The sequence below is a fragment of the Corynebacterium spheniscorum genome (genome assembly GCF_900113445.1).
GTDB classification, from domain to species: domain Bacteria; phylum Actinomycetota; class Actinomycetes; order Mycobacteriales; family Mycobacteriaceae; genus Corynebacterium; species Corynebacterium spheniscorum.
In genome coordinates this window covers 73,287-100,029 of the sequence record NZ_FOPJ01000006.1, presented here as the reverse complement: position 1 = coordinate 100,029, position 26,743 = coordinate 73,287, and the positions used below count along the sequence as shown (strand labels likewise).

The 26,743-nt window shown below is 57.2% G+C and carries 25 protein-coding genes, 1 tRNA gene and 2 pseudogenes; 19 read left to right on the top strand and 9 right to left on the bottom strand.

From position 1 onward, the window contains the following. Window positions 1–84: 84 nt before the first annotated feature. Window positions 85–170, bottom strand: a tRNA-Leu gene (locus tag BMZ01_RS06290). A 149-nt stretch (window positions 171–319) separates the two neighbouring features. Here BMZ01_RS06290 and BMZ01_RS06285 point away from each other — a divergent pair. From BMZ01_RS06285 to BMZ01_RS06270, 5 genes and pseudogenes are all read left to right on the top strand, one after another. After that, window positions 320–1,942 carry an ABC transporter transmembrane domain-containing protein gene (locus tag BMZ01_RS06285; RefSeq protein WP_092285570.1) on the top strand — a complete coding sequence of 541 codons (1,623 nt, stop codon included), beginning with the start codon at window positions 320–322 and terminating at the stop codon, window positions 1,940–1,942. Next, window positions 1,939–2,817, top strand: a pseudogene (locus tag BMZ01_RS11590) (ABC transporter transmembrane domain-containing protein); the annotation flags it as partial. The gene BMZ01_RS06285 and the pseudogene BMZ01_RS11590, both read left to right, overlap by 4 nt. Window positions 2,818–2,946: 129 nt before the next feature. Next, a pseudogene (locus tag BMZ01_RS11585) lies at window positions 2,947–3,720 on the top strand (ATP-binding cassette domain-containing protein); the annotation flags it as partial. A gap of 42 nt (window positions 3,721–3,762) precedes the next feature. Then, window positions 3,763–4,302, top strand: a complete 540-nt coding sequence (locus BMZ01_RS06275) for a YbhB/YbcL family Raf kinase inhibitor-like protein (protein ID WP_092285566.1) — start codon at window positions 3,763–3,765, stop codon at window positions 4,300–4,302. Window positions 4,303–4,323: 21 nt separating this feature from the next. Then, a complete protein-coding gene (locus tag BMZ01_RS06270; protein WP_092285564.1) occupies window positions 4,324–4,731 on the top strand; it encodes a hypothetical protein in 408 nt (135 codons plus the stop codon). Here BMZ01_RS06270 and BMZ01_RS06265 read toward each other — a convergent pair. The 4 genes from BMZ01_RS06265 to BMZ01_RS06250 all read right to left on the bottom strand — a co-directional run bounded on the left by BMZ01_RS06265 (window position 4,728) and on the right by BMZ01_RS06250 (window position 8,685). Then, on the bottom strand, window positions 4,728–5,291 hold the full coding sequence (locus BMZ01_RS06265; RefSeq protein WP_092285562.1) for a TetR/AcrR family transcriptional regulator: 564 nt from the start codon (window positions 5,289–5,291) through the stop codon (window positions 4,728–4,730). The genes BMZ01_RS06270 and BMZ01_RS06265 overlap by 4 nt on opposite strands. A gap of 195 nt (window positions 5,292–5,486) precedes the next feature. Continuing rightward, the gene (locus BMZ01_RS06260) at window positions 5,487–6,590 is read right to left on the bottom strand and encodes a quinone-dependent dihydroorotate dehydrogenase (protein WP_092285560.1); all 1,104 of its coding nucleotides are present in this window, start codon (window positions 6,588–6,590) and stop codon (window positions 5,487–5,489) included. Between the two features lie 48 nt (window positions 6,591–6,638). Then, the gene (locus BMZ01_RS06255) at window positions 6,639–7,670 is read right to left on the bottom strand and encodes a hypothetical protein (protein ID WP_177180089.1); all 1,032 of its coding nucleotides are present in this window, start codon (window positions 7,668–7,670) and stop codon (window positions 6,639–6,641) included. A 97-nt stretch (window positions 7,671–7,767) separates the two neighbouring features. Then, entirely contained in the window at window positions 7,768–8,685 is a 918-nt protein-coding gene (locus BMZ01_RS06250; protein ID WP_092285556.1) for an aldo/keto reductase, read from the bottom strand. Window positions 8,686–8,902: 217 nt separating this feature from the next. Here BMZ01_RS06250 and BMZ01_RS06245 point away from each other — a divergent pair, with 217 nt between their 5' ends. From BMZ01_RS06245 to BMZ01_RS06205, 9 genes are all read left to right on the top strand, one after another. Continuing rightward, the gene (locus BMZ01_RS06245) at window positions 8,903–9,730 is read left to right on the top strand and encodes an undecaprenyl-diphosphate phosphatase (RefSeq protein ID WP_092285634.1); all 828 of its coding nucleotides are present in this window, start codon (window positions 8,903–8,905) and stop codon (window positions 9,728–9,730) included. A gap of 162 nt (window positions 9,731–9,892) precedes the next feature. Further along, complete coding sequence (gene mshC, locus BMZ01_RS06240) at window positions 9,893–11,140, top strand: cysteine--1-D-myo-inosityl 2-amino-2-deoxy-alpha-D-glucopyranoside ligase (protein WP_092285554.1); 1,248 nt, start codon at window positions 9,893–9,895, stop codon at window positions 11,138–11,140. Further along, complete coding sequence (locus BMZ01_RS06235) at window positions 11,137–11,559, top strand: hypothetical protein (protein WP_092285553.1); 423 nt, start codon at window positions 11,137–11,139, stop codon at window positions 11,557–11,559. The genes mshC and BMZ01_RS06235 overlap by 4 nt, the downstream gene beginning before the upstream one ends. A 30-nt stretch (window positions 11,560–11,589) precedes the next feature. After that, window positions 11,590–12,288 (top strand): HAD family hydrolase, encoded by a 699-nt coding sequence (locus tag BMZ01_RS06230; protein WP_223845802.1) that lies wholly within the window; start codon window positions 11,590–11,592, stop codon window positions 12,286–12,288. A gap of 34 nt (window positions 12,289–12,322) precedes the next feature. Further along, window positions 12,323–12,598, top strand: a complete 276-nt coding sequence (locus BMZ01_RS06225; protein ID WP_177180092.1) for a phosphoribosyl-ATP diphosphatase — start codon at window positions 12,323–12,325, stop codon at window positions 12,596–12,598. Between the two features lie 13 nt (window positions 12,599–12,611). Beyond that, window positions 12,612–13,460 (top strand): ATP phosphoribosyltransferase, encoded by an 849-nt coding sequence (hisG, locus tag BMZ01_RS06220; RefSeq protein ID WP_092285551.1) that lies wholly within the window; start codon window positions 12,612–12,614, stop codon window positions 13,458–13,460. 206 nt (window positions 13,461–13,666) lie between these two features. Continuing rightward, entirely contained in the window at window positions 13,667–15,157 is a 1,491-nt protein-coding gene (gene aspA / locus BMZ01_RS06215; RefSeq protein ID WP_092285549.1) for an aspartate ammonia-lyase, read from the top strand. A 136-nt stretch (window positions 15,158–15,293) separates the two neighbouring features. Then, window positions 15,294–16,604: an anaerobic C4-dicarboxylate transporter gene (locus BMZ01_RS06210; RefSeq protein WP_092285547.1), complete on the top strand. Its 1,311-nt coding sequence runs from the start codon at window positions 15,294–15,296 to the stop codon at window positions 16,602–16,604. A 21-nt stretch (window positions 16,605–16,625) separates the two neighbouring features. Continuing rightward, window positions 16,626–18,314: a formate--tetrahydrofolate ligase gene (locus BMZ01_RS06205; RefSeq protein WP_092285545.1), complete on the top strand. Its 1,689-nt coding sequence runs from the start codon at window positions 16,626–16,628 to the stop codon at window positions 18,312–18,314. Window positions 18,315–18,442: 128 nt separating this feature from the next. Here BMZ01_RS06205 and BMZ01_RS06200 read toward each other — a convergent pair whose 3' ends face one another. The 4 genes from BMZ01_RS06200 to BMZ01_RS06185 form a co-directional block, all read right to left on the bottom strand. Continuing rightward, window positions 18,443–18,649, bottom strand: coding sequence for a hypothetical protein (locus tag BMZ01_RS06200; protein WP_092285543.1), 207 nt, complete (start codon window positions 18,647–18,649; stop codon window positions 18,443–18,445). Between the two features lie 28 nt (window positions 18,650–18,677). Beyond that, window positions 18,678–19,040, bottom strand: coding sequence for a hypothetical protein (locus BMZ01_RS06195; protein WP_092285541.1), 363 nt, complete (start codon window positions 19,038–19,040; stop codon window positions 18,678–18,680). A 456-nt stretch (window positions 19,041–19,496) separates the two neighbouring features. Next, entirely contained in the window at window positions 19,497–19,841 is a 345-nt protein-coding gene (locus tag BMZ01_RS06190) for a HigA family addiction module antitoxin (RefSeq protein ID WP_092285539.1), read from the bottom strand. A gap of 173 nt (window positions 19,842–20,014) precedes the next feature. Then, window positions 20,015–20,827: a RecB family exonuclease gene (locus tag BMZ01_RS06185; protein WP_092285628.1), complete on the bottom strand. Its 813-nt coding sequence runs from the start codon at window positions 20,825–20,827 to the stop codon at window positions 20,015–20,017. 246 nt (window positions 20,828–21,073) lie between these two features. Between BMZ01_RS06185 and BMZ01_RS06180 the strand changes: the two genes are divergently transcribed. The 5 genes from BMZ01_RS06180 to BMZ01_RS06160 all read left to right on the top strand — a co-directional run bounded on the left by BMZ01_RS06180 (window position 21,074) and on the right by BMZ01_RS06160 (window position 26,743). Beyond that, entirely contained in the window at window positions 21,074–22,336 is a 1,263-nt protein-coding gene (locus tag BMZ01_RS06180; RefSeq protein WP_092285626.1) for a M18 family aminopeptidase, read from the top strand. A 79-nt stretch (window positions 22,337–22,415) separates the two neighbouring features. Beyond that, entirely contained in the window at window positions 22,416–23,252 is an 837-nt protein-coding gene (locus BMZ01_RS06175) for a tRNA (adenine-N1)-methyltransferase (RefSeq protein WP_092285537.1), read from the top strand. A gap of 131 nt (window positions 23,253–23,383) precedes the next feature. Then, window positions 23,384–24,916: a proteasome ATPase gene (arc, locus tag BMZ01_RS06170; RefSeq protein ID WP_092285535.1), complete on the top strand. Its 1,533-nt coding sequence runs from the start codon at window positions 23,384–23,386 to the stop codon at window positions 24,914–24,916. A gap of 41 nt (window positions 24,917–24,957) precedes the next feature. Then, a complete protein-coding gene (dop, locus tag BMZ01_RS06165; RefSeq protein WP_092285624.1) occupies window positions 24,958–26,466 on the top strand; it encodes a depupylase/deamidase Dop in 1,509 nt (502 codons plus the stop codon). Between the two features lie 82 nt (window positions 26,467–26,548). Then, window positions 26,549–26,743 (top strand): ubiquitin-like protein Pup, encoded by a 195-nt coding sequence (locus tag BMZ01_RS06160; RefSeq protein ID WP_092285533.1) that lies wholly within the window; start codon window positions 26,549–26,551, stop codon window positions 26,741–26,743.

Here is a 26,743-nt window from a genome sequence, read left to right as displayed (position 1 = left end):
GATTCCTGAGCCCCTTGCGGGAGGCGGGGCTCGGGGAAAGCAAAAGCAAAAGGCGGCTATCTTTTTCAGATAACCGCCTACTTGTGCCCGGAGGGGGACTTGAACCCCCACGTCCGTTAATAGGACACTAGCACCTCAAGCTAGCGCGTCTGCCATTCCGCCACCCGGGCAAGGTTGCGAGTCAGCCTTGCGGCTGGGCACCTGCAATACTGTATCCGACGCTCCCGAGGTGAACAAATCCGCAGCACACGGGTGGTTTTTAAGACAGTGAAATTGCATTAGTGACATTCATCTCCGTCAGACTGCTAATCTTTGCTCTATGGATTCGCCCATTAAGCTGCCGCCGCGGCACCGCACCTGGTCATGGGTTGCCCCGAAGCACTACCCAGCTGATGATGACCTCAAGCAAGTGCCCGAGGAATGGGTGAAGCATCAGCCCATCAGTGGTTTTAAAGCGAGCTGGAAGCTGGCCTGGAACTTCCCCAAAGTCATCTTCTTCGCCGTCATCGCCTCGCTCGTGGGGTCGGTGTTAACGATCCTGGTGGAACGCCTGGTAGGGCACTCCGCGGATGCGGTCTTCGCGGATTTTTCTGCAGTGGCGCTCTGGAGCGTCCTGGGGGTCATCGCGCTGATGCTCTTTATCAGCTGGATTTTTGAGACCGCCGCCGATGCCATGATTTTTGTGGGCACACCGCGCTCAGTGCATGCGTTGCGGCTGAATATTGCCCACGATGTGTTAACGCACCCAGTGATGGAGATGTCGCCCGGTGAGGTGCTGAATATCGCGGATGAGGATGGTCAAGGCGCCTGCGTGATCAAGGAAGGTTTTGGCTTCCCTGTTTATATGATGGGTTCGCTTATTGGCGCGGCGATTGCGCTTTTCCCAATTCATGCTGGGATTAGCTGGGCGACCTTGGGTGGGGCAGTGGCAACCGGGGTGGCGGCGCTGGTGGTGGCTAAACCCATGGGCACGGCGATTGAAAATAAGCGAGTAAGTCAATCATCGGCGGTGGCTTTGATTACCGATATTGCCCAAGGGGTGCGCGTGGTGAAGGGCCTCGGCGCGGTGGAAAGAGCCTATGCGCGTGCGGAAGTGGCCTTGGAGAAATCTCGGGTGCTGGCGATGCGCGAGGTATGGGTCTCTACCTGGTGTGCGTTTATTCAGCAGGCAGTGCCGGCTGGGTTTAGTGTGTGGATCATGCTGTGGGCGGCGCGGCTTACGGTTAATGGGCAGCTCAGCCCCGGTGAGTTTATGTCCATCTATTTGATTGCGCCTTCCACGCTGGTGGTTACGGGCTATTCCTTTTCTTATTTAACGCAGGTGTGGACGCGCTCGGTGGCCTCAGCCAATCGCATTAATGCGCTGAAGGCGTCTTTCCACCCGGAGGAACCTACTGCGGTGAAGCAGGTGGAACAGCCGCAGGTGGGCCTGGAAGTGTGGCATCCGCGTAGCCCCCAAGGGCATGCTGATGCGGTGGCTGCCGCCACTGCGCTGGTGGAGGCTGCTGCGCTGGTAGAAGGTGCTGGGCGCAGGGATATCCGCAAAGCCTTATATGCCCCGCACGGTGCCCATATTTTTGAAGGCACCCTGGCGGAAAATGTCGCACCCACAGGGAAGGAATCCATGGTGGATGAGGCCCTCGAGGCCGCAGCCTGTGGGGATATTATTGCGCGATTAGGTGGGGATCCCACCGCGATTGCGCTGCGCGAAGCTGGGTTTAATTTATCCGGTGGGCAGCGCCAACGCGTGGCCTTAGCTAGGGCCTTGGCACCTAATAGCGAGCTCTTGGTTTTAGAAGATCCCACCACCGGGTTGGATGCGATCACCTTGGATCAGGTGGTCGGGCGCATTAAAGAACTACGCCGCGGACGCAGCACCATTGTGATTAGCTCATCGCGGGCGTGGATTAATAGTGCCGATCGCGTGAAGGAGTTCGCATGAGTCCCCACGCGGACAAACCCGCCCTGCAATTAGCGAGCTTCCGGGAGGTCATGGCCACCTTAAAGGCACTACCGGCCAACCCCACACCACTGTGGTGGGTAATGGCCCTAGGCAACATGGGCATTATGGTGGCCGCCACCGCCGGCAGCCCGCTGTTATTGGGCAGGCTCATTGATGCTCTGGGGGATCACTCGGCGTTTATGCGGCTGCTGTGGATCTTTATTGGCTTCTTATTGTGCGAGGCCTTCTTCCGCGGGGTGATTGTGCCTTGGGTGATGCGCGATATTTCCCAACGCTATGCGGTGGACCTGCGCGAAGCCGGATTAAAAAGCGCCTTGCAGGCACCGGTGCCAGAACTTTTGCGGCTAGGTACTGGGGCGATGATTACGCGGCTTACCCGCGATGTCACCCGCGCTAGTGATGTATTTGGGATCTTCGGTAGCCGCATTATGTTGCTGATCTTTATGATCCCGGCGACCTTGGTGTCACTGGCGTTTATTCACCCCATGTATTTGATCCCGGGGTTGTTGGTCAGCTTCTTGCTGGTGCCCTGGATTAAACGCCTAGTACCGCTATCGAATTATGTGGCAGACCGCGAATCTGAGGCTGATGCGCGGCGTAATGCGCGCTTATTGGATTCTATTCGCGGGATTAACACGGTACGCGCCTATGGCTTAGAGAAGTGGTCTTTGGGGCGCACCCGCGAATCATCCTGGCAGGCGCTGCAGCGCACCGGCGATAAGGTGACCTTGCTGGGGCTGATCTATGGCGAATCCCGGATTATGCACTTCTTGCTCATTGCCGGAACCATGCTTATTTCCGCGTGGATGCTGGTTAATGGGCAGGTGAGTTTGGGGCAGATTACCGCCGCCTTGGGGTTGATTGCCAAGCTGCAATTCTTCCTCTTCGATGCCCTGCATTTTGCCTACAATATTCAAACCGGTGCGGTGGCATTATCCCGTGCGGTAGCGCTGGTGAGGATGGGGGATAAGGCCCAGAGTCTGCCCATCCCCGCTGATGTCAGTGGCCCGCCGGAAGTGGAGGTGCGTAACTTGAGCTTCCATTATCCCAATGGGGTGAGCGTGCTTGATGGGTTGAACCTCACCCTCGCAGCCGGGACCACCACCGCGTTGGTGGGGACCTCCGGGGCAGGTAAATCCACCCTCGCAGCACTTATTGCGGGGCTCCAACACCCCACCGCCGGGCAGGTGCTGGTGGCCGGCCACGATACCGCCACCGTCTCCGATGTGTGGACCGCCCGGCAGGTGACCTTGCTCAACCAAGAGGTGCACCTTTTTGCCGGCACCTTAAGAGAAGACCTCACCATGGCCGCCCCGGAAGCCAGCGATGAAGAACTCTTAGCGGCACTAGCGGCAGCCGGCCTAGCAACCGGCGGGGTGTTATGGCAGCGCTGGTTACCCCAAGGTTTAGATACCTTAGTAGGAGCACAGGCCCAGGAGCTCTCCCCAGAGGTCATGCAAATTATTTCCCTTGCCCGGGTGATCCTGCGCGACCCACCGGTTTTGGTGATGGATGAAGCTACTAGTGAGGCCGGCTCTGACTATGCCCGCCTACTCGAACAAGCAGCCACCGCCGCGGCTAAGGGGCGCACCTCTTTGGTGGTGGCGCACCGCTTAGATCAAGCCGTGGCCGCAGATCGCGTGCTCTTAATGGAAGATGGGCAGATTATTGAAGATGGCCCGCATGAAGAGCTCATTGCCATTGAAGGTGGGCGCTATGCGCAGCTGTGGGCCAAGTGGAATCAACCCCTGGTATGAGAGCCACGACACTCTTACGGATTTTCCGGTAAAACTGAGCACATGAGTGACTACGCACAAGATTCTCGTTTCCCTGGCCCCGACCCCTACGCCCCGCTCAAAGATCTCCCCAGCTTCCCGCTGAGCTCCACGGACCTAGAAAATGGTGCGAAGCTCAGCGAAGACCAAACCGGTGGGGTAGATATCTCCCCGCAGCTTTCTTGGTCTGATCTGCCCGAAGGCACTAAGTCCTTGGCCATCACCTGCTTCGACCCGGATGCCCCCACCGCCTCCGGTTTTTGGCACTGGGCTGCCTTCAATATCCCCGCTGATGTCACAGAACTGCCCACCGGCGCCGGTTCCAAGGAGGACCTCGGCATCGATGGTGTGATCACCTTGAAGGGTGACTCCGGCAAGCGCGGCTTCTATGGCGCCCAACCTCCGGCCGGGCATGCCCCGCACCGCTATCTCTTCGCGGTACACGCGGTGGATGTGGAAAAGCTCGATATTGACCCAGATGCCACCCCCACGGTGCTAGGCTTCAATCTCTACTTCCATTCCCTAGGACGTGCGATCCTCTGGGGCTGGTACGAAAACCACTAGGACAGGCCTGAAACTTCAACAGTGAGCAAAAAACGACGCACCAACCAACCGACTACGCCACAGGAGCTGCCGAAGGTACCCCTGGCGATCCGCCTCGGCGGTGCCTTCCTCATCCTGGCCCTGGCTTTCTTGATCTTCGAGACCATCTCAGTGATCACCAATGGGCTAGGCGGCAGCATCGAGTTCACCGCCAAGCACCTGCTCATCCTGGTTGCCGCGGCAATCTTCGGGGCTTTCCCGAACCCACGGATCGATCCGGTGGCGAAAAGGATTTACCTGGTGGTCCTAGCGGTGGTGCTCCTCGCTTTCGCCTCGAAGGCCATTGCGCACACGGTGCTCATGGTGATGCCGCAATGGTGGTTGGTGCTTTATGCCATTGTCTGTGGTCTCTGCGCGCTGGTATTGCGGCGCTCAGCAGCCAAAGCCTAGACACATAACCCCGCTAAATATCCACGCAGCACGCGGCGTTCATCTAACTGCGCCCCACGAATCACTCGCTGCATCATAAAACTATCCATCAGCGCCACCAGGTCCGCCGCATGCGTGTCGGCCGCCGGCGCATCCAACGCCCGGAGTACCTCCGTAGCCAAAGTTTCTAGGCTGCGGCGCGGCTCCGGGCGTTGACATAGCGCAGCGCTTAACTCGGGGTCCTCCCGGCATTCCAAAAGTAGCGCCAAGCGCGTGCGATAACGCTCCGGGGAAGCGAGTATGCGGTCCAAAAGCCCGCAGCAAAACTCGGCGGCCCCCGCTGGGCTAAGTGTCGCGGGCACTGTGACCGCAGCGAAGTCGGTATCTACCTGTTCGGCTAGGCGCTGGGCGATCAGGCCCAATAAATCCCGCCGCGAACGCGCATAATACGAGGTCGATCCAGCCGGGAGTCCCAACAGCTCATCAACGCTGCGGTGCGTCAGCGCGCGCACTCCGCGGTGCGCAATTAGGTAGATGCCCGCGTCAGCGATGCGGCTGCGGCGGTCAGAAAGTTCGCTCATATCCCTAAAACTCTACATCAATAGAGGGTTACTGGGCGTGGCTCTATTTTTGTAGAGGGGCTGTGTTCGAGATCGTGGTGAAGCGGTGCTGAGCTGCCGGGGAGCTCGGGGGCTGAGGTAGACGGCGCTGGATGCTTCCCGGCGCGAGTAGGCAGCAGAAAACCCCCTCGATGTAAGCGAGGGAGTTGGTGTCTCTTAGTTCTCTTCGATCCAGGGCAGGCCGCAGCCTACTGCTTCAGAAATATTCTTCATCCCATGCAAGCGGATCTGCTGCGCGATACCTAGGTGAATATTGCGGATCCAATCCGGGCCGCCATAAATCAACCCGGTATAGCCCTGCAATAAGCTCGCCCCAGCAGCAATGCGCTCCCAGGCTTGTTGCGGGGTGGAGATGCCACCTACCCCAATAAGCACCAGTTGCTTACCCACGCGCTGGTAGAGGCGGGTAAGTACCTCCAGGGCGCGATCAGCTACCGGCGGGCCAGAGATCCCGCCGGCTCCCATGGCTTCTACTTCTGAAGCTGGGGTGCATAGCCCCTCGCGGGAAATGGTGGTGTTGGTGGCCACAATGCCGGCAAGGCCTAATTCCACGGCCAAGTCCGCTACCGCATCGACGTCCTCATCGGAAAGATCCGGCGCGATTTTCACCAGTACTGGGGAGCTGGTTTCTTCCATAACAGCCGCCAAGATGGGGCGGAGAGATTCCACTGCCTGTAGGTCCCGCAACCCTGGGGTGTTGGGGGAGCTGACATTAACCACTAAATAATCGGCGAGGTTGCCAAGTAGTTTGGCGGAGCGCCGGTAGTCATCTACGGCTTCTTCGGCGGGCACCACCTTGGTTTTGCCGATATTAATGCCGATCACATCATCAGAGGCACGCTTTTTAAGGTTGCGCGCCACCTCAGCGGCACCCACATTATTAAAGCCCATGCGGTTGAGGATGGCTTTATCTTCCGGCAGGCGGAAAAGCCGCGGAGTGGGGTTACCAGGCTGCGGGGAGGCGGTCACGGTACCAAGTTCCGCGTAGCCAAACCCTAGGGGTGCCCAGGCATCCGGGGAGTTCGCGTTCTTATCAAATCCTGCAGCCAGCCCCAGTGGGCGGGGGAAGGTGACACCAAAAACTTCTTGGGCTAATACTTCGTCTTTAACTGGCAGGATCTTCGCTAGGCCGCGGTGTAGCGGCGCAGTGTGCTGGACGAGGGAAAGCCCGTCGTTAATGATCCCGTGGATGCGCTCCGGGCGGAGCTTGAACATGCCTTTAAGGGCAAGGGAATAGAGTTCTTCGCGGATCGGAACCATAGGGCTAGAAGTCAGCCTTTCAGCTAAAGGTGTGAGACAGGGGAGTGATTATTTTGCGGAGGAGCCAGCACCGGGGTTGGGGATCAGGCGCAACTCCGTGGCATCCTTGGTGGCCGTAATCAAGCTGCCATCATCGAGAACAGATAAGAAGATGGTGTTTTCCGGGATGCTCAGCCGCTGGCGTTCTTCAGGCACACCTTGGGAGATGTCATAGCCCACCAAAGAGTTCGTGCCAGTGGAGGCCGCCCACGCCAAGTGGTTGTGTTTATCCCAGGCAACCGCCCAGGGGGAATCATCAATGGGGGCGGTTTGGTGCAGGCGGATAATGCGATCCGCGGTATAGATGGCGATTTGATCACCGGTGGTATCTGAGACCACCAGGGTGCCATCTTCACCGGGGCTCATTCGCCCAATGCCTAGACCCACGCGCAGGGTGCCGCCGGGTTTGCCCTTGGTCCACTGAATATCTTGGATGGTGGTGGTTTCATTCCAGGTGCGCACCACCGCATCGGGGCCTTCAGGTTGGGGCAGTGCCAGGATCTGCGTGGAAGGGCGATCGGCAATAATTTCATCAACCTTGGCATCAGCCTCGGGGTGATGCACCCACACCTTATTGTCTTCGTGGTTGGCCACCACCACTTCACCGGTGGAGGTTAATGCTGCGGCACGTACCTGCATCTCGGTATCAATGCTGCGGGTGATCTCACCATCGTTGATCAGCAGCACCTGCGTGCCACAGGGAATCACCACGGTGTCCTCGGTGATCGTGATGTCTCCGCATTCAGCTGAAGGTAGCTCCACTACTTTGGCGCTATCGCCTTGGAAGTCCGCCAGCGTACCCATTGCTAGGGTCTTTTCCCCGCGTACCGCAATGATCTCCCCAAGTCCGACCACGTCATCAATCCTGGTGATCGCACTAGGTACTGCTAGGGCGTCTCCAGCGGGGGTGCCGCTTAATGCCGGGGAGACCGCCGGGGTGGCATTACCCATGCCGACGGTGGCTTCGTCGCCTTCTTGATCTGTGCTCTGAGAACAAGCACTTAATCCCAGCCCGGCGCTTAAAACCGCTGCCAACAGCACCGATGAGCTGATGGGACCTAAAGAACGACCACTATGAACAGGGGACCAAGGTGCACGCGTTTTCACAGGTACGAAGCCTAGCGCATCCGGGTGGCACTTAGCCGGAAACCTCATCCAAAGCGCGAATGATTTGCTCCGGTAGGGGGTGGCGCACCGCCATCAGCGCATCCGAAAGCTGGCTAGTAGTCCTAGCACCCACCACCGCGGCCGCCACCTTCCCCGGCGCGCGATTAAGCCCTAATACCCAGGACAATGCCACCGCCGCGGGGGAAAGCCCCAAACCTTTGCCGGCCGTAGCTAAAGCTTCCACAATGGTGTCGCGTTTAGTACCCACATAGTTCATAAAAGGTGAGCGCACCCCATGGCGTTCCACCCCACATAGCGCCCCATAGGCCAGTGGTGCAGCAGCAATAAAGCCCACGCCCACATGTGCGGCGGCAGGAATAAGCTCATCTTCTGCTTCGCGGCGCAGCAGGTGATATTCCTCCTGCGCGGCCACCAAAGCCCGCCCGCGGGGAAGATATGTGCTGCTTAGTGCTAGTTGCCAGCCGCGATAACCTCGCACCCCCACATAGCGCACCTTGCCTACTTGGATCGCATAATCCAAGGTGTCGGCTACTTCTTCTACTGGGGTGGAGTCATCCCAATACTCCACATTCCAAAGGTCAATATGGTCCACGCTCAAGGTCTTCAAGCTGCGGTCTAATTGGCGTAGTAGTCCGCGGCGGGAACAATCCACCCGTGAACCAACCGGGCGTAAGGGATCCACCCCAGCCGCGGTGGAAAGCACCACTTCATCACGTGGGATGCCGGTGGCTAATACAGCACCCAGGACTTCCTCAGCGCCACCACCATTAAGCGCGGGGGAGGTATCCACCAGGTTGCCGCCGGCATCAACAAAAAGCCCTAGTAGTTCACAGGCGGCAGCAATATCCACGCTCTCACCCCAGGTGGCGGTGCCTAAGCCCAGGGGGGATACCTTCAGGCCCGATTTGCCGAGTGCTCTTTCTTCCACCCAACCCAGCCTAGAGCACCTATCCTGAAAATCTTCGAAGCTGTCAAGAACCTGAGAATGTACCTCCCAACCCGCACACCGCCGCGATCAATCGAGTACGGTGTCCGACGTGATTGGATTACATGAGCTCGGCGCACACCTGCGCTCCTGGATAGACAGCGGGGCAGCGGATCTTGATACCGCCCAGACCCTCGCCTCCGGCGCACACCCTGAACCCATCTCCTGGGCACAAACCATTGTGCTGTCCTTGGTGCAAGGCTTAACCGAATTCCTGCCCGTGAGTTCCTCCGGGCATTTAAGGATCGTTTCCGAATTATTCTTCGGCCAAGACGCCGGCGCCTCTTTCACCGCGGTGGTGCAATTAGGTACCGAAGCTGCCGTGCTGGTGTATTTCGCCCGCGATATTTGGGATATTCTCACGGGCTGGTTTAAAGGCCTCTTTAATAAAGCCGAGCGCGGCTTCAATTATCGGATGGGCTGGATGGTTATTGTCGGCACCCTGCCGGTGGGCATCCTCGGGTTCCTCGGCAAAGACATTATCCGCGAATCCCTCCGCAACCTCTGGATCACCGCATTTGTGTTGGTGGCTTTCTCCTTCGTCTTTATCCTGGCGGAGAAAATGGGTTCCAAGCGCCGCAGCTATGAATCCCTCACCATGAAAGACGCCATCATTATGGGCTGCGCCCAATGCTTGGCGCTGATCCCCGGTGTGTCACGCTCCGGCGGCACCATTTCCGCAGGCCTTTTTGTTGGCCTGGAACGCGAAGTCGCCGCGCGTTTTAGTTTCCTTCTAGCCATCCCCGCCGTCTTGGCTTCCGGGTTATTCTCCCTACCCGATGCTTTCGACCCCCAAGCCGGCCAGGCTGCCAGCGCCTCCCAGCTGGCAGTCGGCACACTCATTGCCTTCGTAGTGGGCTATGCCTCGATTGCGTGGTTGCTGAAGTTCGTCTCGCACCACTCCTTTAGCTGGTTCGCTGCCTACCGCATCCCGGTTGGCATCCTGGTGGCCATTTTGCTCGCCAGCGGAGTGCTCGCCGCTTATTAAAAACTTCTTCCCCGCGCACCTGGGCTGTCGTCGAGATCGGCTGGTGGCGCGGGGTTAGTCATCACTGGGCTAGGGGTACTTCGGCTGGGGTGTGGCATCACCTTATTACTGAGGCCGGCCTGAAAAGCGGGGCCTTAAACGGCGGGCATTAAGGTAGAGCGCATGCATAGTTGGCCAATTCCACAAGTACCCACCCTTAACCTGGAATCCCCGATTCCCCTCAATCTTTATGACACTGCTGATCAGCGCATCAAACCCGTCGCAATTCCGGATGATCCGAATGCGGAAGTAGGAATGTATGTGTGTGGAATTACCCCTTATGATTCCACGCATTTAGGGCACGCTGCCACCTATTTAGCTTTCGATCTGGTGTACCGCCAGCTCCTAGATAATGGGCACAAAGTTCATTATGTCCAAAATATTACGGATGTTGATGACCCCCTCTTTGAACGCGCAGAACGCGATGGCGTGGATTGGCGCGAATTAGGTACCAGCCAAATCGATCTTTTCCGCTCCGATATGGAGACCTTAAAGGTGCTGCCCCCACAGCACTATATTGGCGCCATGGAAGCCATCGAAGAGGTCATTGAGATGGTCCAAACGCTGCTGGATAATGGGGCAGCCTATGTGGTGGATGATCCGGAATACCCGGATATTTATGCCTCCATTAGGGCCACCTCACACTTTGGTTATGAGTCGAATTATTCGCGGCAGGAGATGGAAGAATTCTTCGCCGAACGCGGCGGCGACCCCACCCGCCCTGGAAAGAAAGATCCCCTCGATGCGCTCTTGTGGCGCGCTCACCGTAAAGGCGAACCCTCCTGGGAGGCACCCTTTGGAGCGGGGCGCCCAGGGTGGCATATTGAGTGTTCCGCGATTGCTAATAATCGCCTCGGCACCCCCTTTGCTATCCAAGGTGGCGGAAGTGACCTCATCTTCCCGCACCATGAGTTCTCCGCAGCGCATGCAGAAGCCGCCGAAGCCCAACCGCGGATGGCGCAGCACTATGTGCACACCGGCATGATCGCCCTTGATGGGGTGAAGATGTCGAAGTCCTTAGGCAACCTAGTGTTTGTCCATAAGCTCACAGAGGCCGGACATGAGCCTTCCGCTATTCGCCTAGGCGCCTTCGCCGGGCATTATCGCAAGCCCCGCAATTGGTCAGATGAGGTGCTGGCCACCGCCGAAAAGCGCCTAGCCTCCTGGCGCGGCGCCCTCGAGCATGCGCAACGAGAAGAAACCATCACCATGGTGCAGGAACTGCGCAAGCACCTGGCCAATGATCTTGATACCCCAGCTGCCTTAGCGGCAGTAGATTCTTGGGCTACAACCCAAACCGGGGAAGGCACGAAGGAAGCCGCAGATCTTGCGCGCACCGCCATTGATGCACTCTTAGGGGTGCAGCTATGAGTAGTTCTTTTCACCCGGGCGCCTGGGTTGAGGAATTCATCGCTGATCTGCGCACCTTCGCCACCGGCAGCTACCTCGGTGAAGGCGAAACTGAGCATTGGGAAGGCTTCTATGATCCCGCCTGCCTAGCGGAGTTAGAGCAGATCCTGCGCACCTTAATTGCTGATATGGCCACCGTGCCGGTGGCGGAAACCCTCATCGATGCCCGCACGAAGCTCCAAGAGTTCAATGCGCAGCACCAAGATGCGGTTTTAGAGGAAGAAGAATATGGTGACCTGCAGGAATTCTTCCAACAACTAGGTCACCTGCATGGGTTAGATAACTCCCAGATCCCGCTGCTCATGGAAGAAGATGAAGAAAATAATATTCCCCCAGCAGCACCGATGATCTATCTGCCCGAAGACCCAGAAGACACCTAACCCCAAGTGAAAGGTTCCCGCACAGTAGCCATGAGCACTCCTTATCAACCCGCCGCCATCTTTTGGGATATGGATGGAACCATGGTTGATTCCGAACCACTGTGGGGGATCGCCACCTATGAGCTCAGCGAAAAACTCGGCCGCCGCCTGAGCGAAAAAGAACGCGATAAAACCGTGGGCGGCAGTTTCCCCAACACCTTGGAGATCTGCGCGCGCCACGCCGGCATTGATCCCGCCACCTTAGATGCCGATGCCATTGCCGAAGAGTTCTTTGCTCGGGTGGCCGAAATTTTCCACGGCAACCTACACCCACGCCCTGGGGTTCGGCAGCTATTAACTGAACTTGCTGCTGACCAGATCCCCATGTTTGTTACCACCAACACCATTCGCAGCTTGGCGGATCCCGCCATTGAGGCAGTAGGGGAGCACTTCTTCTGTGGCTCTGTCACCGGCGATGATGTCACCTGCTCTAAGCCCAACCCAGAGATGTACCTCAAAGCCGCCGAACTTGCCGGCGCAAAGCCTGGGGACTGCCTGGTCTTTGAGGATTCCGTTGCCGGACAAACCGCCGCGGTTAAGGCAGGTTGCCGGGTGATTTCCTTGCCCGAAAACCAAGCCCGCGACCAGGTGCCCGGCACCACCTATTTAGGTGATCTTCGCGGTGATGGTTCCATCGAGTTTGAAGGGGTTAGTGCCGCAGATGTCTACACCTGGTTTCGGCAGGCTTAAGCCCCCAAAACGCTAGGCCGAACTGCTACGTGGAATAATGGCGCGCGTGAAGAACTTTGACTCGCTTTATGCCGAACTCACCACCAAGGCTTCTGCCGACCCCGCCGAATCTGGTACCGCCGCCGCTCTTCAGGCCGGTATCCACCATCTAGGCAAGAAGGTCATCGAGGAAGCCGGCGAAGTGTGGATGGCAGCCGAGTACCAATCAGATGAAGAGCTCGCCGAAGAAATCTCCCAACTCATCTATTGGGCCCAAACCATCATGGTCGCCCGCGGCCTCAAGCCCGAAGATATCTACCGCTACCTCTAACTCTGGAGAGATCTTGCTTAAAGTAGCCGTCCCGAATAAAGGCTCCTTATCCGAACGCGCCGTCCACATCCTCAAGGAAGCCGGCTATGCCAGCCGCGGCGATGACACCAAAGCACTCAATGTCTGCGATACCGCCAATGATGTGGAGTTCTTCTTCCTCCGCCCCAAAGACATCGCCATCTATGTCGCCAATGGCCAACTCGATCTAGGTATCACCGGCCGCGACCTCGCCCGCGATTCCCGCGCCGAGGTAAGCGAAGTCCTCCCGCTGGGTTTCGGGGCCTCCACCTTCCGCTACGCCGCCCCCGCGGACCAAGAATGGAAGGTCGAAGACTTAGCCGGCAAACGCATCGCCACCTCCTATCCCAACCTGGTGCGCGATGATCTTGCTACCCGCGGTTTAGAAGCCGAGGTCATCCGGCTGGATGGGGCAGTGGAGATTTCCATTCGCCTAGGCGTTGCCGATGCGATCGCCGATGTTGTCTCCACCGGCCGCACCCTGCGCCAACAGGGGCTCGCGCCCTTCGGTGCGCCGATCTGCACCTCCGAGGCGGTGATCGTGGGCCGCAAGGGCCGCGAGGTCGATCACGCCCAGCGGGTGCTCATCCGCCGCATCCAGGGTATTTTGCACGCCCACAATTACCTCATGTTGGACTACAACGTCCGCCGCGACCTGCTTGATCAAGCCAGCGAGATCACCCCCGGGCTTTCCGGTCCCACGGTCTCCCCGCTGGCTCGCGAAGACTGGGTTGCCGTACGCGCCATGGTGCCCCGCAAGCAAGCAAATAACATCATGGATGCCCTCGCTGACCTCGGCGCCGAAGCCATCTTGGCCTCCGAGCTACGCATCGCCCGCATCTAAAGATTTTTGCTTCACCCGAGCCCCGTGGGTTGCGGTTGAGAAATATTTCTCACCGTACTCCACGGGGTTCAGCTATGCCGCGCCAAAAATATTTTATCTACGCGGATAGCCCTTCATCCTACCTATTGGTCTCACAAACTAATCGGCGTGGCTACACTTGAACGCAATTGCTTCAGGTCAACCATGCTTTAAGGAAGAGGCATTTCATGTCGAAATCCACTGGCCCTCAGGAAAAGAAACCAGAGAAAAAAGAACCGGCCAAGCCCACTGCGCGTAAAGGCTATCGCCTAGAAGAAGACCTCCTAGGCACCATGGAGATCCCCAATTCCGCCTACTACGGGATCCACACCATGCGCGCTATCGATAACTACAATATTTCGCGCACCACCATCAATGATGTGCCCGAATTGATTGTGGGTATGGCCCAAGTCAAAAAAGCCGCAGCTATGGCTAATCGCCGCCTGCATACTCTGCCGGCAGAAAAAGCTGAAGCCATTGCCTGGGCGTGTGACCAGATCATCTCGGAGGGCCGCTGCCGCGACCAATTCCCCATCGATGTCTTCCAAGGTGGGGCAGGTACCTCCACCAATATGAACGCCAATGAGGTGGTTGCGAACCTGGCGTTGGAGTACCTCGGCAAAGAAAAAGGCGACTATGAGGCCATCAACCCCAATGATGATGTCAATATGAGCCAATCCACCAATGATGCGTACCCCACCGGCTTCCGCCTGGGTGTGCATGCGGCGATGCTCAAACTCATCGAACAATTCGATGCGCTCCAATCCGCCTTCCAAGCCAAGAGCGAAGAATTCGTCGACATCCTCAAAATGGGCCGCACCCAACTCCAAGATGCAGTGCCCATGACCTTGGGTGAAGAATTCCGCGGCTTCGCCCATAACCTGGCCGAAGAACAAAATATTTTGCGCATGGCCGCCGAACGCCTCCTCGAGGTCAACCTCGGCGCCACCGCCATCGGTACCGGCGTGAACACCCCAGCCGGCTACCGTCACCAGGTCATTGCCGCACTCGCCGAGGTCACCGGCCTGGAAGTCCGCGGCGCCAAGGACCTCATCGAAGCCACCAGCGATACCGGTGCCTATGTGTTGGCACACTCCGCAGTCAAGCGTGCCGCCATGAAGCTTTCTAAGATCTGCAATGATCTGCGTCTTTTAAGCTCCGGTCCGCGCGCTGGTCTTAATGAAATCAACCTGCCGGCGCGTGCCGCTGGTTCCTCGATCATGCCCGCCAAGGTCAACCCCGTTATCCCGGAGGTCTGCAACCAGGTGTGCTTCAAGGTCTTCGGTAATGACCTGACTGTCACCATGGCCGCCGAAGCCGGGCAGCTGCAGCTCAATGTAATGGAACCAGTCCTAGGTGAAGCACTCTTCCAATCCATCCGCATCCTTGGTAATGCTGCTGATACCCTGCGCGAGAAGTGCGTTGTGGGTATTACCGCTAATGCCGAGGTCTGCCGAGCCTATGTGGATAACTCCATTGGCATTGTCACCTACTTGAACCCCTTTATTGGTCACCACATGGGTGATGTGATTGGCCGTGAGGCTGCCGCGACGGGGAAGTCGGTGCGTGAGCTGGTATTGGAAAAAGGCTTGATGGATGAAAAGACCTTGGATGAGGTTTTATCCACCGAGAACCTGATGCACCCAATGTTTAGGGGCAAGCTCTACCTAGAGAACTAGGTCCAGGAACTTTGCAGGGCACTTCCTTAGGGAGGTGCCCTGTTTTCTTGCGCCAACTAAGTGAAAACTATCTTGCATAGCGGCCACCGGCTTATCGATAATGATGGCAACACCCACACACTGTGTTGAAGGTTTCATGCTCAGCATTATTCAAATCATCATCGTCCTTGGCGCCATTGTTCTAGGTGCCCGGCTAGGCTCCATTGCCATTGGTTTCGCCGGTGGTTTCGGCGTACTGCTTTTAGGCTTAAGTGGCCTGCCGGTTAACCGCGCCGATATTCCTTTTGATGTCATCGGCATCATCATGGCGGTCATTGCCGCCATCGCTGCCATGCAGCGCGCCGGTGGCCTGGATTACCTGGTGTATCTAGCGGAAAAGATTCTGAGGCAACACCCCAAGCGGGTGACCTTCCTAGCCCCTATCATCACCTATCTGATGACGCTTTTCGCCGGCACCGGGCACACCGCCTTTTCCACCATGCCGGTGATTGTAGAAGTCGCCAAAGAAGGCAAAGTACGGCCCTCCCGGCCACTATCGGTAGCGGTGGTGGCCTCCCAAATGGCGATTACTGCCTCCCCAATTTCCGCGGCAGTGGTATTTATGGCCTCCATCCTCGAACCCTTGGGGGTGGGGTACTTGCAGCTCCTTGCAGTGGTGATCCCCGCTACCTTCTTAGCTATTTTCCCCACCGCGTTTTTATGCAACTACTTGGGCAAGAATCTAGAAGATGATCCCATCTACCAAGAGCGCATGGCCAAGGGCTTGGTCAAAGCACCAGCAGGGCATAGCGACTACCAACCCCCGAAAGCTGCGAAGCTCTCGGTAGGGATCTTCCTGGTCGCGATTGTTGCGGTGATGGTCTATGCCACCGCCATTTCTGAGCAGGTTGGGTTAATCGCCAACCCCACCTTGCCGCGTAATGAGGCAATTATGTCCATTATGTTGGCGGCCGCCACCGTGATTGTGATGGCGGCGAAAATCCCCGCGGATGAGGTGCTCAAAACCCAGGTATTTCGCTCCGGGATGTCGGCGTGCGTCTGTGTTTTAGGTGTGGCCTGGTTAGGCACCACCATCATTAATGCCCATATTGATGAGATCCAGGAATTCTCCGGGCATATTGTGCGCGCGCATCCGTGGATGCTGGCGATTGTGCTCTTCTTAGCTGCCGCCTTGCTTTACTCCCAAGCTGCTACCACGAAGGCCCTGATGCCTGCGGCCCTGGCATTGGGGGTGAGCCCCTTAAGTGCGATTGCGGCCTTCCCGGCTGTCTCTGCGCTCTTTGTGTTGCCCACCTATCCGACCTTGTTGGCGGCGGTGGAAATGGATGACACCGGCTCTACCCGGATTGGTAAAGCGGTGTTTAATCACCCCTTCTTAATTCCGGGTGTGGTGTGCATTGCGATCTCGGTCGGATTGGGCTTCTTTATTGGTGGGCTGATTCTCTAAATAGGGGTTAGTGTGGTGGGCATGACCCAAACTCACACACAACCTTCGGATGTGGAGATCGCCCAAGCACACACCCTTGAGCCGATCACCGAGATTGCTAAGCGCGCTGGCATCCCAGCCGAAGCAATCATTCCTTTTGGCAACACCAAAGCCAAGGTAGAACTCGACAAGCTTGATCCCAAGCAGGAGGAAAACTCTCAGCTGGTGCTGGTCACCGGCATGTCACCCACCCCAGCAGGAGAGGGCAAATCCACGGTCCTTATTGGGCTAGCTGATGCCCTGAATGCCGCGGGTAAGCGCACCGCGGTGGCCTTGCGGGAACCCTCCCAGGGCCCTGTGATGGGTATTAAAGGTGGGGCTGCTGGTGGCGGCTATGCGCAGGTAGTGCCCATGGAGGATATTAACCTGCACTTCACCGGTGACTTCCATGCCATTACCGCGGCGAATAATACGCTGGCAGCGATGGTGGATAATCACATCCAACAAGGCAATGAGCTCACTATTGATCCGCGGCGGATTACCTGGCAGCGCTGCTTGGATGTCAATGATCGTGCGCTGCGCAATGTGGTGTTGGGTCTTGGTGGCCCAGCCCATGGGATGCCGCGGGAATCTGGTTTCACCATTACGGCGGCTAGTGAAATTATGGCGATCTTGGGGTTGGCTACGGACCTGCATGATCTGAAAGAACGCCTAGGCAATATCACCATTGGGTTTAGCTATGAGGGCACGCCTATCACCGCTAAGGATTTGAAGGCCGAAGGTGCCTTAACGGCGCTGATGAAAGACGCCATGAACCCGAACCTGGTGCAAACCCTTGGTGGCACCCCCGCGTTTGTACATGGTGGGCCCTTTGCCAATATTGCCCATGGCTGTAATACCTTGGCCGCCACCAGGGCGGCGCTGCGAAGCGCAGATGTGGTGGTGACCGAAGCGGGGTTTGGTTCGGATCTAGGTGCAGAAAAGTTCTTTGATATTAAGGCCCGCGCTGGTGGCTTACAGGTGGATGCGGTGGTGATTGTGGCGACCATCCGATCCTTGAAGTACAACGGCGGGGTGGCTCGCGATGAGCTGACCAAGGAAGATACCGCAGCACTGCAACAAGGGCTGGTGAACCTGGATCGCCATGTGGATAATATCCGCAGCTTTGGGGTGGAGCCGGTGGTGGCGCTGAATATGTTTATTAGTGACACCGATGCCGAACGTGAGGTGTTGGCGCAGTGGGCAAGCACCAAGGGGGTGCGCATTGCAGAAACCCGCGTGTGGGCAGAAGGTGGTGCTGGAGCCGCGCAGTTGGCCGAAGAGGTACTGGACATCCTTGGAACGAAGAATGCTGAGGATGAACAGCAGCTTTATGATCCTGCAGATGGGGTAGAGGCCTCTATTGAAAAGATCGCTACCAGGATTTATCGCGCTAAGGATGTGGAATATGCACCCAAGGCGCTCAAAGACTTGGCGGTGATTAAGGCCAATGGGTGGGATCAGCTGCCGGTATGCATCTCGAAGAACCAATATTCCTTTAGCGATGATGCCACCCAGCTAGGTGCCCCAGAAGGACACACGCTGCATGTGCGCGAATTGCTGCCGCGTACCGGTGCGGGCTTTATTGTGGTGCTCACCGGGGCTGTGATGACCATGCCCGGGCTACCCAAACGCCCCGCTGCTGAACGCATTGATATTGATGATGCTGGCAAGATCAGCGGCGTGTTCTAGCTAATACAACACCAAGGCCCTACCGTGAACTACTCAGGTAGGGCCTTGCTGCTGCGTGTGGCATAGCTTCGCGGAAGCACACCTGCAGAGCCTTGCCGGAGCTGAAATCTTCGATCTCGGGGGAAGCTTTATTCCACCACCGAGACGCTCAACTCCTTGTACTTGGGGCTGCCGCCGGTGAGGTAGGCCTCGCGGCGGTGCGGGCGGCGGCGCATCATCATGCCCAGGGTGGCGTCGTAGGCGACCAGGCACTTGCGCGAGGAGCGCTGCGTGAAACACTCAGTGTTGAGATCATTGAGCATCATGCACAGGTGCTGGAAGTTATTGCGGGTCACGGTGCTAAAGGGGGCGAAAACGTAGACCTCATCGTGGGCGGGCTTGGTGGCTAGCCGGGCGGGTCCAAAACATCATGATGAAGTTGAAGATTTGGGTGAATCCCCAGATCTCTACCGCACAGAAAGCAACACCGACTATGGTGGCCCAGAGATTCTCGGCATGCCAGGGGATGGAATAGAGCGGGCGCCACGCCAGGTAGATCACGGCGGCTACTAAATAGGCAACCCTGAGGGTCCGGCGCAGCCAGTCGTGGCAGTGCGAAAGGAGTGCCATGAGGGCGCCGGCGAGCATCACGCCTGCCGCAATCAGGAGGGCTGGAGCGTGGTTCTGGAGAAAAAATAACAAAGTGTTGGAGTGTTCTTCCGCGAATTTATTTAGCCTCGCAATCACGCAATTCCTGAAGTGCCTGGAGAAATGCCCCCGGGGGTGATCTAGCGTGCGTTGAACGTTTGAGCAGCAGATTTTGCTGTTGAGAAAAACGTGCAGGGAGTAGATACGGTGCGCCAAAAACTAAGAGGCAAAGCACCTAGAGCTTAGAGACTACGAGCTCAAAGGACGAAGACGCACAAGCTAATTTCACTAACCCTAGCCCCCATGCGCGCCTATGCAGGCAATTCAGCGCCCAGGGAGTTGAGGTGCGCGGCAAGAAAGTAGGGGAGGTGGCTTTCCCGAGATCCGGTGCGAAGGTGTATCGGAAGGCTTGCCGGAGGGTAGGTTCTTGCTGTTGGCACACGCTTTTGGGCGCCAAGGGAGCAGACTAGAATCAGTGCGATACCAAGGAGCGGTGGCTCTCATTTGGGCTGAAGTGAGGGATAGGACACCTTGCGCCTATGGGCAGCAGAAGAATTAATTCTCTGGCGCTGCGGCGGCGGGGGCGTTTTCTTCCGCTTTGGCTTCTTTGGCTTCACGGGCGAGAAATTCATCATAGCGAGCTTGACGGGAAAGCCAGAGCTCCGCGCCATCACCTAAAGCGCGCCCTAATTGCTCCGCCCACCAGGGGGTTACCGGGGTCTTGCCCTCGAGAAATTTTTGCAGATCAGCCTCGGTAACATGCATGGCCTTCGCCAGGTCATAGGCGCGTAGCTTGCGGCGCCGGAGTACTGAATCGCGCAGCACGTGGCCGGGGTGGGGCGCGCCGTCGGTGGGGTCGATAACCCCCCTGCCGTATTTGCCGCCATGCATTCCGGCCATCGCCCCTTTCTTTTCTCTGCCATTAACTACCCATTGAACATAAACGTCCTTTTGGAACCCTTCAAGCTAGCTAGGCCTCAATAAGGCGTGCCTATACATATTTTCCTCACTAAAGTGCCTGCTGCGGTGTGAAGCACGCTACAAATTAAGTACTTTCAACGAGGTGCGCGTGACTAAGACTTTTCTCCCAAGGCACCCGGCCAGCCCGGATACTCCGGCGGGGTACCGCCTTGAACCGGGCAATACTCATGGAAGGGACACCAGCGACACAACTTATTTTCCTTCGGCCGAAAATCCCCACTTAAGCCATCGGACTTAATTTTCCCCCACAGCTCCGCTAGATCCTTCTCCAGATACTCCAGCTGCGTGGCATTGGGGCTTACCACCTTATTGCCTTGGTCTTTGAGGTAGATGAGGCGCAATTGCGCGGGAATCACCCCGCGGGTACGCCAATAGAGCAACCCATAAAAGAGCATCTGGAAATCCGCGTCCTGGGAATACCAGGGTTTCGGCATCTTCCCGGTCTTATAGTCCACCACCCGAACCATGCCGGTGTCATTAATATCCACGCGGTCAATAAAGCCACGCACCGGCACACCATTATCCAGCACGCTATTGACATATTCTTCGCAGGCCGCCGGGTCAAACCCCATGGGGTTTTCCATTAAAAAGTAGTTGCGCAGAAGGTCCCGGCACTCCACCAGGAAGTTGAGGAAGACTTCTTCGGCTACTACCTCTTCATACTCCGGGTGCTTTTCGCATAATTGCGCCCAGCTGGGTTTGAGTTGTTTCACTGCAGCTGGAAAGAGCCGCTGTTCACGTGGCCAGCTAAACATTTCTTCTAAGACGGCGTGCACCAAGGTGCCTTTAACCTGCGCCCAGGTTGCCGGCTCCGGGATGCGATCAATTGCCCGCAGGCGGTATTGCAAAGGACAACGCTTATAGTCATTGATCCGGGAGGCCGAAAGAGCTAAGGGGCGCGGCATAGCTTTAGCTGTGCTTGGTGCAGCTGCCTGCGCACCCGCGCCGCGGGTCTCGAATAAAGCCCCTGGGGTAGAAGAATTTGCTTCGCTCATCACCTAGTAGCCTAACCCCACCCCGCTAAAAACAGAGGTCAGGACAACCTTAGTGTGCGGTGCATTGTGGATAACTCTGGCGGCAGTGGAGGTTATCCACAGGTGCGGGCTGGTGGTTGGGAACTTTCGTGGGTGAAGCAGGTTAGGCTTAAACCCATGAATCACACCACCGATTTCCTGGAATTTATTGGCGCCTCCCCGAGTTCTTTTCATGCCGCCCGCAATGTTGCGCAGCGGCTAGAGGATGCGGGGTTTAGCGAGCAGCTGCGCACGCATGCGTGGCGCGGAACCCTCGGTGGGCATGTGTTGGTCGACGGTGGGGCAGTGCTGGCCTGGTATATCCCGGAAAATGCGGGACCAGATAGTGCCTTCCGGATTATTGGGGCGCACACGGATTCCCCTGGTTTTAAGCTCAAACCGCATGCCGATATCCAATCAGCGGGGTGGCAACAGGCAGCGGTGGAGGTATATGGTGGCCCGATTTTAGGTTCCTGGTTTGACCGTGAGCTCACCTTGGCTGGCCAGGTGCATTTAACCGATGGTTCCACGCGGCTGGTGAATACCGGTGCGGTATTAAGGATCCCGAATTTGGCGATCCACTTAGATCGCAGCGATGACCGTAAAATTGCGCGTCAAGAGCATACCCAGCCGATTCATGCGCTCAGTGAGAATGGGCGGCCGATCCTGGAGATCATTGCCGAAGCCGCCGGGCCGGATGTGGCACCGAAGGATATTGTCGGCACTGATCTGATTACCTGCGATACCCAAGCCCCCACTGTGTTTGGTTCCGAAGGGGACCTGATTGCTGCTGGTCGCTGCGATAACTTGACCTCGGTTCATGCTGCGGTGACTGCGCTTTTGCGCGCCGTGGAATCCGGGGATCTTGGGGATGATATTGCGGTTATTGCTTGTTTTGACCATGAAGAAATTGGTTCCTCCACCCCGCAAGGTGCCGGCGGGCCGCTCTTAGGGGAGGTGCTTAGGCGCACCGCGCGTTCTTTGGGGGCTGATGATGAAGCCTTTGATCAGATGTTGGCGCGTTCTTCTTGTGTCTCAGCGGATGCAGCGCATGCGGTGCACCCGAATTTTGTGGCCAAATCCGATCCAGGGCATCACCCGATGATTAATGCCGGCCCGGTAGCGAAGGTAAATGCGAACCATCGCTATGCCACCGATGCCGATAGTTTGGGCATGTGGCAACGCGTCCTGCAGATCGCCGGGGTGCCAGGCCAATTGACGGTGAATAATAATAATGTGCCCTGTGGTTCCACCATTGGGCCGATTAGTGCCACGCGCTGGGGGATTTCCACGGTGGATGTGGGTGTGCCTTTGCTTTCTATGCACTCTGCCCGCGAGTTGGTGGGGGTCAGTGATCAGCTGTGGTTTAGCCAAGCGCTTGAGGCATACTTAGTTTCTTAAAAACCTGGCGCGCCCCTTGCGGCTTGCCGCCTCCATTTCTTTTTCCGTTTCTTAATAGAAAGCTGAAGAACTCACCCCCATGGCTTATTCGGGCCCCTTCCAACCTGGTGACCGCGTCCAATTAACGGACGCCAAACGCCGCCACTTCACCATCATTTTGGAAGCAGGTGGCCAATACTTCACCCACAAAGGCGCCATCAACCATGATGAGATCATCGGCAAAGATGAAGGCTCCGTGGTGCAATCCACCCACGGTGCGGATTATCTCTGCTTTAGGCACCTCATGGTTGACCACGTGCTCTCCATGCCGCGCGGAGCAGCGGTGATCTACCCCAAAGACTCCGCCCAGATCCTGGTGGAAGGCGATATCTTCCCCGGCGCGAAGGTGCTGGAAGCAGGGGCTGGTTCCGGTGCGTTGTCCATGAGCTTATTGCGTGCGGTGGGGGAGCATGGACAGGTGATCTCCTATGAGATCCGGGAGGATCATTTGGCTTTCGCCAAGGACAATGTTGAAGAGTATTTCTCCGGGATGCCGAAGAATTGGTCGCCGCGGCTCGGGGATTTAAAAAAGGTCACCCAGGAAGATTTAGGTGGCCCAGTTGATCGCGTGATCCTAGACATGTTGGAGCCCTGGGAGTGCCTTAATGTGGTGCGCGATGTGCTGATCCCCGGTGGGGTATTCATGACCTATGTGGCTACCGTGCCGCAGCTCATGAAGGTGATGGAAGGGATTAGGGAAACCCAATCTTTTACCGAACCGCGGGCCTGGGAGTCTTTAGTGCGCGAGTGGAAGGTGGAAGGTCTTGCCACCCGGCCGGAGCACCGCATGAATGCGCATACCGCCTTTTTGATTTGGGCTAGGCGCTTAGCGGATGGCGTCACCCCGCCACGCCCGCAACGCCGTGCCCGCCGCTAAATATTACTTTTCTTCCCCCTTGGTGAATATATGCCCCTAGCTGCGGTTTAGGGGTAGATAGTAGGACTAGGCTGCGGGTTGGTCAGCCCTGTCGCAACTGTGAGCTAGACCTCCGCGCTAACCTAGTAAGCATGTCCTTAGCAGAGACCGTCGATGATGTCCGTACTTTAAAGCGTGAACTCCAAACCCTTGGGGTGCGCAACGCGAAGCTCGCGCAGCTACTTAAAGCTGCCCGCGAGCGCCTCGACGAGCTCAACGCGCAGGTCGCTGAATTAGCTGAACCGGCCAGCACCTTCGGGGTGTTCCTCACCTTGGATGCGCGCGGGCGTGATGCCGAGGTGTTTACCGCGGGGCGTCGCATGCGGGTGAAGATCTCCCCGGATCTTTCCCGCGCACAATTGCGTCCCGGCGCGCGGGTTCGCCTAGGGGAGGGCGCGATTATTGTTGAGGTGTGCGGCTACCCGGAGACCGGCTCCTTAGCGGTGCTGATTGAACATATTGGGGCAGATCGTGCGCTGGTGGCGGGGCATACCGGGGAAGAAAAAGTGGTGATGCTGGCGCATCCGCTTAAGGGGGTGACCCGCGCAGGCGATCACCTCTTGGTGAATGATCGCGCGGAGATTGCGGTGGAGCGTATCCCCAAGACCGAGGCCACCAGCTTATGCTTGGAGGAAGTCCCGGATGTCTCCTATGAGGATATTGGCGGCTTGGATGAACAAATTGAGATCATCCATGACGCGGTGGAGCTGCCCTTTACCCAGCCGGAGCTCTATAAGACCTATAAGCTCGACCCGCCGCGCGGGGTGTTGCTTTATGGGCCCCCTGGCTGCGGTAAAACCTTAATCGCTAAGGCGGTGGCGAATTCTCTAGCTAAGCGGGTGGGTAGCGGGCAGCGCTCTTATTTCTTAAGCGTGAAGGGCCCGGAGCTTTTGAATAAGTATGTGGGTGAAACCGAACGCCGCATTCGCATGATCTTTGAAAATGCCCGTGAGCTGGCCAGCGAGGGCCGCCCGGTGGTGATTTTCTTTGATGAGATGGAGTCTCTCTTCCGCACCCGCGGTTCTGGGGTGTCTTCAGATATGGAAACCACGGTGGTTCCGCAGCTGCTTACCGAAATGGATGGGGTAGAGGGGCTGAGCAATGTCATTATTATTGGCGCCACTAACCGTGAGGAATTAATTGATCCGGCCTTGCTTCGCCCCGGGCGGTTGGACGTGAAAATTCGGGTTTCCCGCCCGGATAAGGCTGGTGCCCGCGATATCTTTACCCGCTATTTGGATGATTCGGTGCCGGTGGCAGAACCCGCCGCGGATTTGATTGATGCCGCAGTAGAAGCGCTGTATACCCCGCGGCCTTATGTGGAGTTAACGCTTACTGATGGCACCACGCGGATGCTCTTCTACCATGACTTTGTATCCGGCGCGATGATCGCCAATATTGTGGACCGCGCCAAGAAGCTGGCCATTAAGGAACATTTGGCGGCCTGTTCTACCACTCCCGGTACCGCGGGACATTGTGGTGTGGCCCGCAAGCACCTGATTGCGGCGGTGTTGGAGGAGCAACGCGAATCAGAGGATCTTCCGGATACCTCCAACCCGGATGAGTGGGCGCGCATTACTGGGCGCCAGGGGATGCGCGTGTGCCACGCGCGGGTGGTGAACTAAACCTCGGGCCACAAAGCAGCGCACAGGTTAGGCTGGTGCTCATGGCACGATTCATGGGCACCGAAACCGAATATGGCATTGCAACTCCCTCCCGCCCGGAGCTTAGCCCCATTGTCAGCTCCACACATGTGGTGGTGGCTTATGCGGCACGACGCACCTATGCCCGCACGCATTGGGATTTCCAAGAGGAATACCCGCTGCGTGATTCCCGCGGTTTTGATTTACGCCGCTACCACACCGTGCCGGTGATCGCCCCGGATGCTTTGGGGGTAGCTAATGTGGTGCTGCGCAATGGGGCACGCTTTTATGTTGACCACGCGCACCCGGAGTATTCCTCCCCGGAGGTTAATTGTGCCCGCGAAGCAGCACTTTATGATGCCGCTGGGGATATCATCTTAAACCTCGCGGTCGAAGACGTAGCCTTCTATACCTCCCAGCAGGTCAGCGTGCTAGAAGCCCATGATCCTTGCCCAGAGATCAAGATTTATAAGAACAATGTTGATGGCAAAGGCGCTGCCTATGGGTTCCACGAAAACTACCAATATTCCCGCGATATTGACTTCGATACCCTCGCCCAAGCCCTCATCCCCTATTTTGTGTGCCGCCAGGTTGTCGTAGGTGCTGGCCGCGTGGGCATTGGGGAAACCGGGGAGCGCGATGGTTTCCAAATCTCCCAGCGTGCCGACTATTTCCAACAGGAAATCTCGCTGGAAACCACTCTTAACCGCGGCATCATTAATACCCGCGATGAACCGCACGCGGATCCCAATCGCTTCGGCCGCCTGCATGTGATCAATGGTGATGCCACCATGTCGCATACCTCCACGTTCTTGAAGCTGGGCATGACCGCCCTGGTCATCGACGCCATCGAGGCGGGCGTGGACTTTAGTGACCTTGCGCTCACGGATGCGGTTGCGGAGTTCCAGCGCATCTCCCATGACCCCACCTGCACCCATCAGGTTCAGCTCAAAGATGGACGAAAGCTCACTGCTTTAGAGATCTTGGGCGCTTATCGAGATCGGGTGCGGGCCACCACAGACAGCGAAAGGGAGGTGCTGGAACGCTGGGACGAGGTGACTTCTTTGCTTGGCGCGGATCCGTTACTAACAGCCGGGATTCTGGATTGGACAGCGAAATACGCCCTCGTGTCTAGCTATGTGCAACGCGGGGTGCCTTGGAGTTCTGCGAAACTCAAGCTCATAGATTTGCAATATTCCGATATTGATCCAGCCCGCTCGCTTTATCATGCGTTGGTTAAGAAAGGCCGGATGCGCACTCTATTTAGCCATGCTGAGATTGAGGCGGCAGCGTGCACCCCACCGAAGAATTCACGGGCGTATTTCCGAGGGAGAGTGTTGGAAAAATTCGGCGACCATGTCACCGCCGCGAGTTGGCAGAATATCTCCCTCGCATTAGGGGAACACAGCATTCGTATCCCCATTGTTGAGGTAGATGGGTGGACCGAGGAACATAGCGCTGAGCTCATTGATTCAGCTGAGACAGTTGAGGATTTTATCCACAATCTGCGACGCGCCGAAGTGATTGACTAAGGCAGGCCTGCGCTAGACGTGGTAATCAATAAACACATACCCCCAAACCTCATTTTGGTCTTGAAAGGACAGTGAACGCACAGTGTCCACCGAACATCTCCACACCACCCACGGTGGCGGCCCCGGCGAGGATGACGCCGAGAACGTATCCCCGGAAAGCGCCGCCGTACAGATCAACACCACCGGGGTGGATGACCTCCTCGATGAGATCGACGAACTTTTAGAAGAAGACGCCGAAGAATTCGTGCGCTCCTATGTCCAGAAGGGCGGCCAGTAG

Coding starts and splice junctions, on each gene's coding strand:
- BMZ01_RS06260 (WP_092285560.1), bottom strand. CDS start 6,590: ATGGTTCCGATCCGCGAAGAACTCTATTCCCTTGCCCTTAAAGGCATG.
- BMZ01_RS06210 (WP_092285547.1), top strand. CDS start 15,294: ATGCTCAGCATTATTCAAATCATCATCGTCCTTGGCGCCATTGTTCTA.
- BMZ01_RS06275 (WP_092285566.1), top strand. CDS start 3,763: ATGAGTGACTACGCACAAGATTCTCGTTTCCCTGGCCCCGACCCCTAC.
- BMZ01_RS06205 (WP_092285545.1), top strand. CDS start 16,626: ATGACCCAAACTCACACACAACCTTCGGATGTGGAGATCGCCCAAGCA.
- BMZ01_RS06190 (WP_092285539.1), bottom strand. CDS start 19,841: ATGGCCGGAATGCATGGCGGCAAATACGGCAGGGGGGTTATCGACCCC.
- BMZ01_RS06180 (WP_092285626.1), top strand. CDS start 21,074: ATGAATCACACCACCGATTTCCTGGAATTTATTGGCGCCTCCCCGAGT.
- BMZ01_RS06235 (WP_092285553.1), top strand. CDS start 11,137: ATGAGTAGTTCTTTTCACCCGGGCGCCTGGGTTGAGGAATTCATCGCT.
- aspA (WP_092285549.1), top strand. CDS start 13,667: ATGTCGAAATCCACTGGCCCTCAGGAAAAGAAACCAGAGAAAAAAGAA.
- BMZ01_RS06265 (WP_092285562.1), bottom strand. CDS start 5,291: ATGAGCGAACTTTCTGACCGCCGCAGCCGCATCGCTGACGCGGGCATC.
- arc (WP_092285535.1), top strand. CDS start 23,384: ATGTCCTTAGCAGAGACCGTCGATGATGTCCGTACTTTAAAGCGTGAA.
- BMZ01_RS06185 (WP_092285628.1), bottom strand. CDS start 20,827: ATGCCGCGCCCCTTAGCTCTTTCGGCCTCCCGGATCAATGACTATAAG.
- BMZ01_RS06175 (WP_092285537.1), top strand. CDS start 22,416: ATGGCTTATTCGGGCCCCTTCCAACCTGGTGACCGCGTCCAATTAACG.
- BMZ01_RS06285 (WP_092285570.1), top strand. CDS start 320: ATGGATTCGCCCATTAAGCTGCCGCCGCGGCACCGCACCTGGTCATGG.
- dop (WP_092285624.1), top strand. CDS start 24,958: ATGGCACGATTCATGGGCACCGAAACCGAATATGGCATTGCAACTCCC.
- BMZ01_RS06230 (WP_223845802.1), top strand. CDS start 11,590: ATGAGCACTCCTTATCAACCCGCCGCCATCTTTTGGGATATGGATGGA.
- mshC (WP_092285554.1), top strand. CDS start 9,893: ATGCATAGTTGGCCAATTCCACAAGTACCCACCCTTAACCTGGAATCC.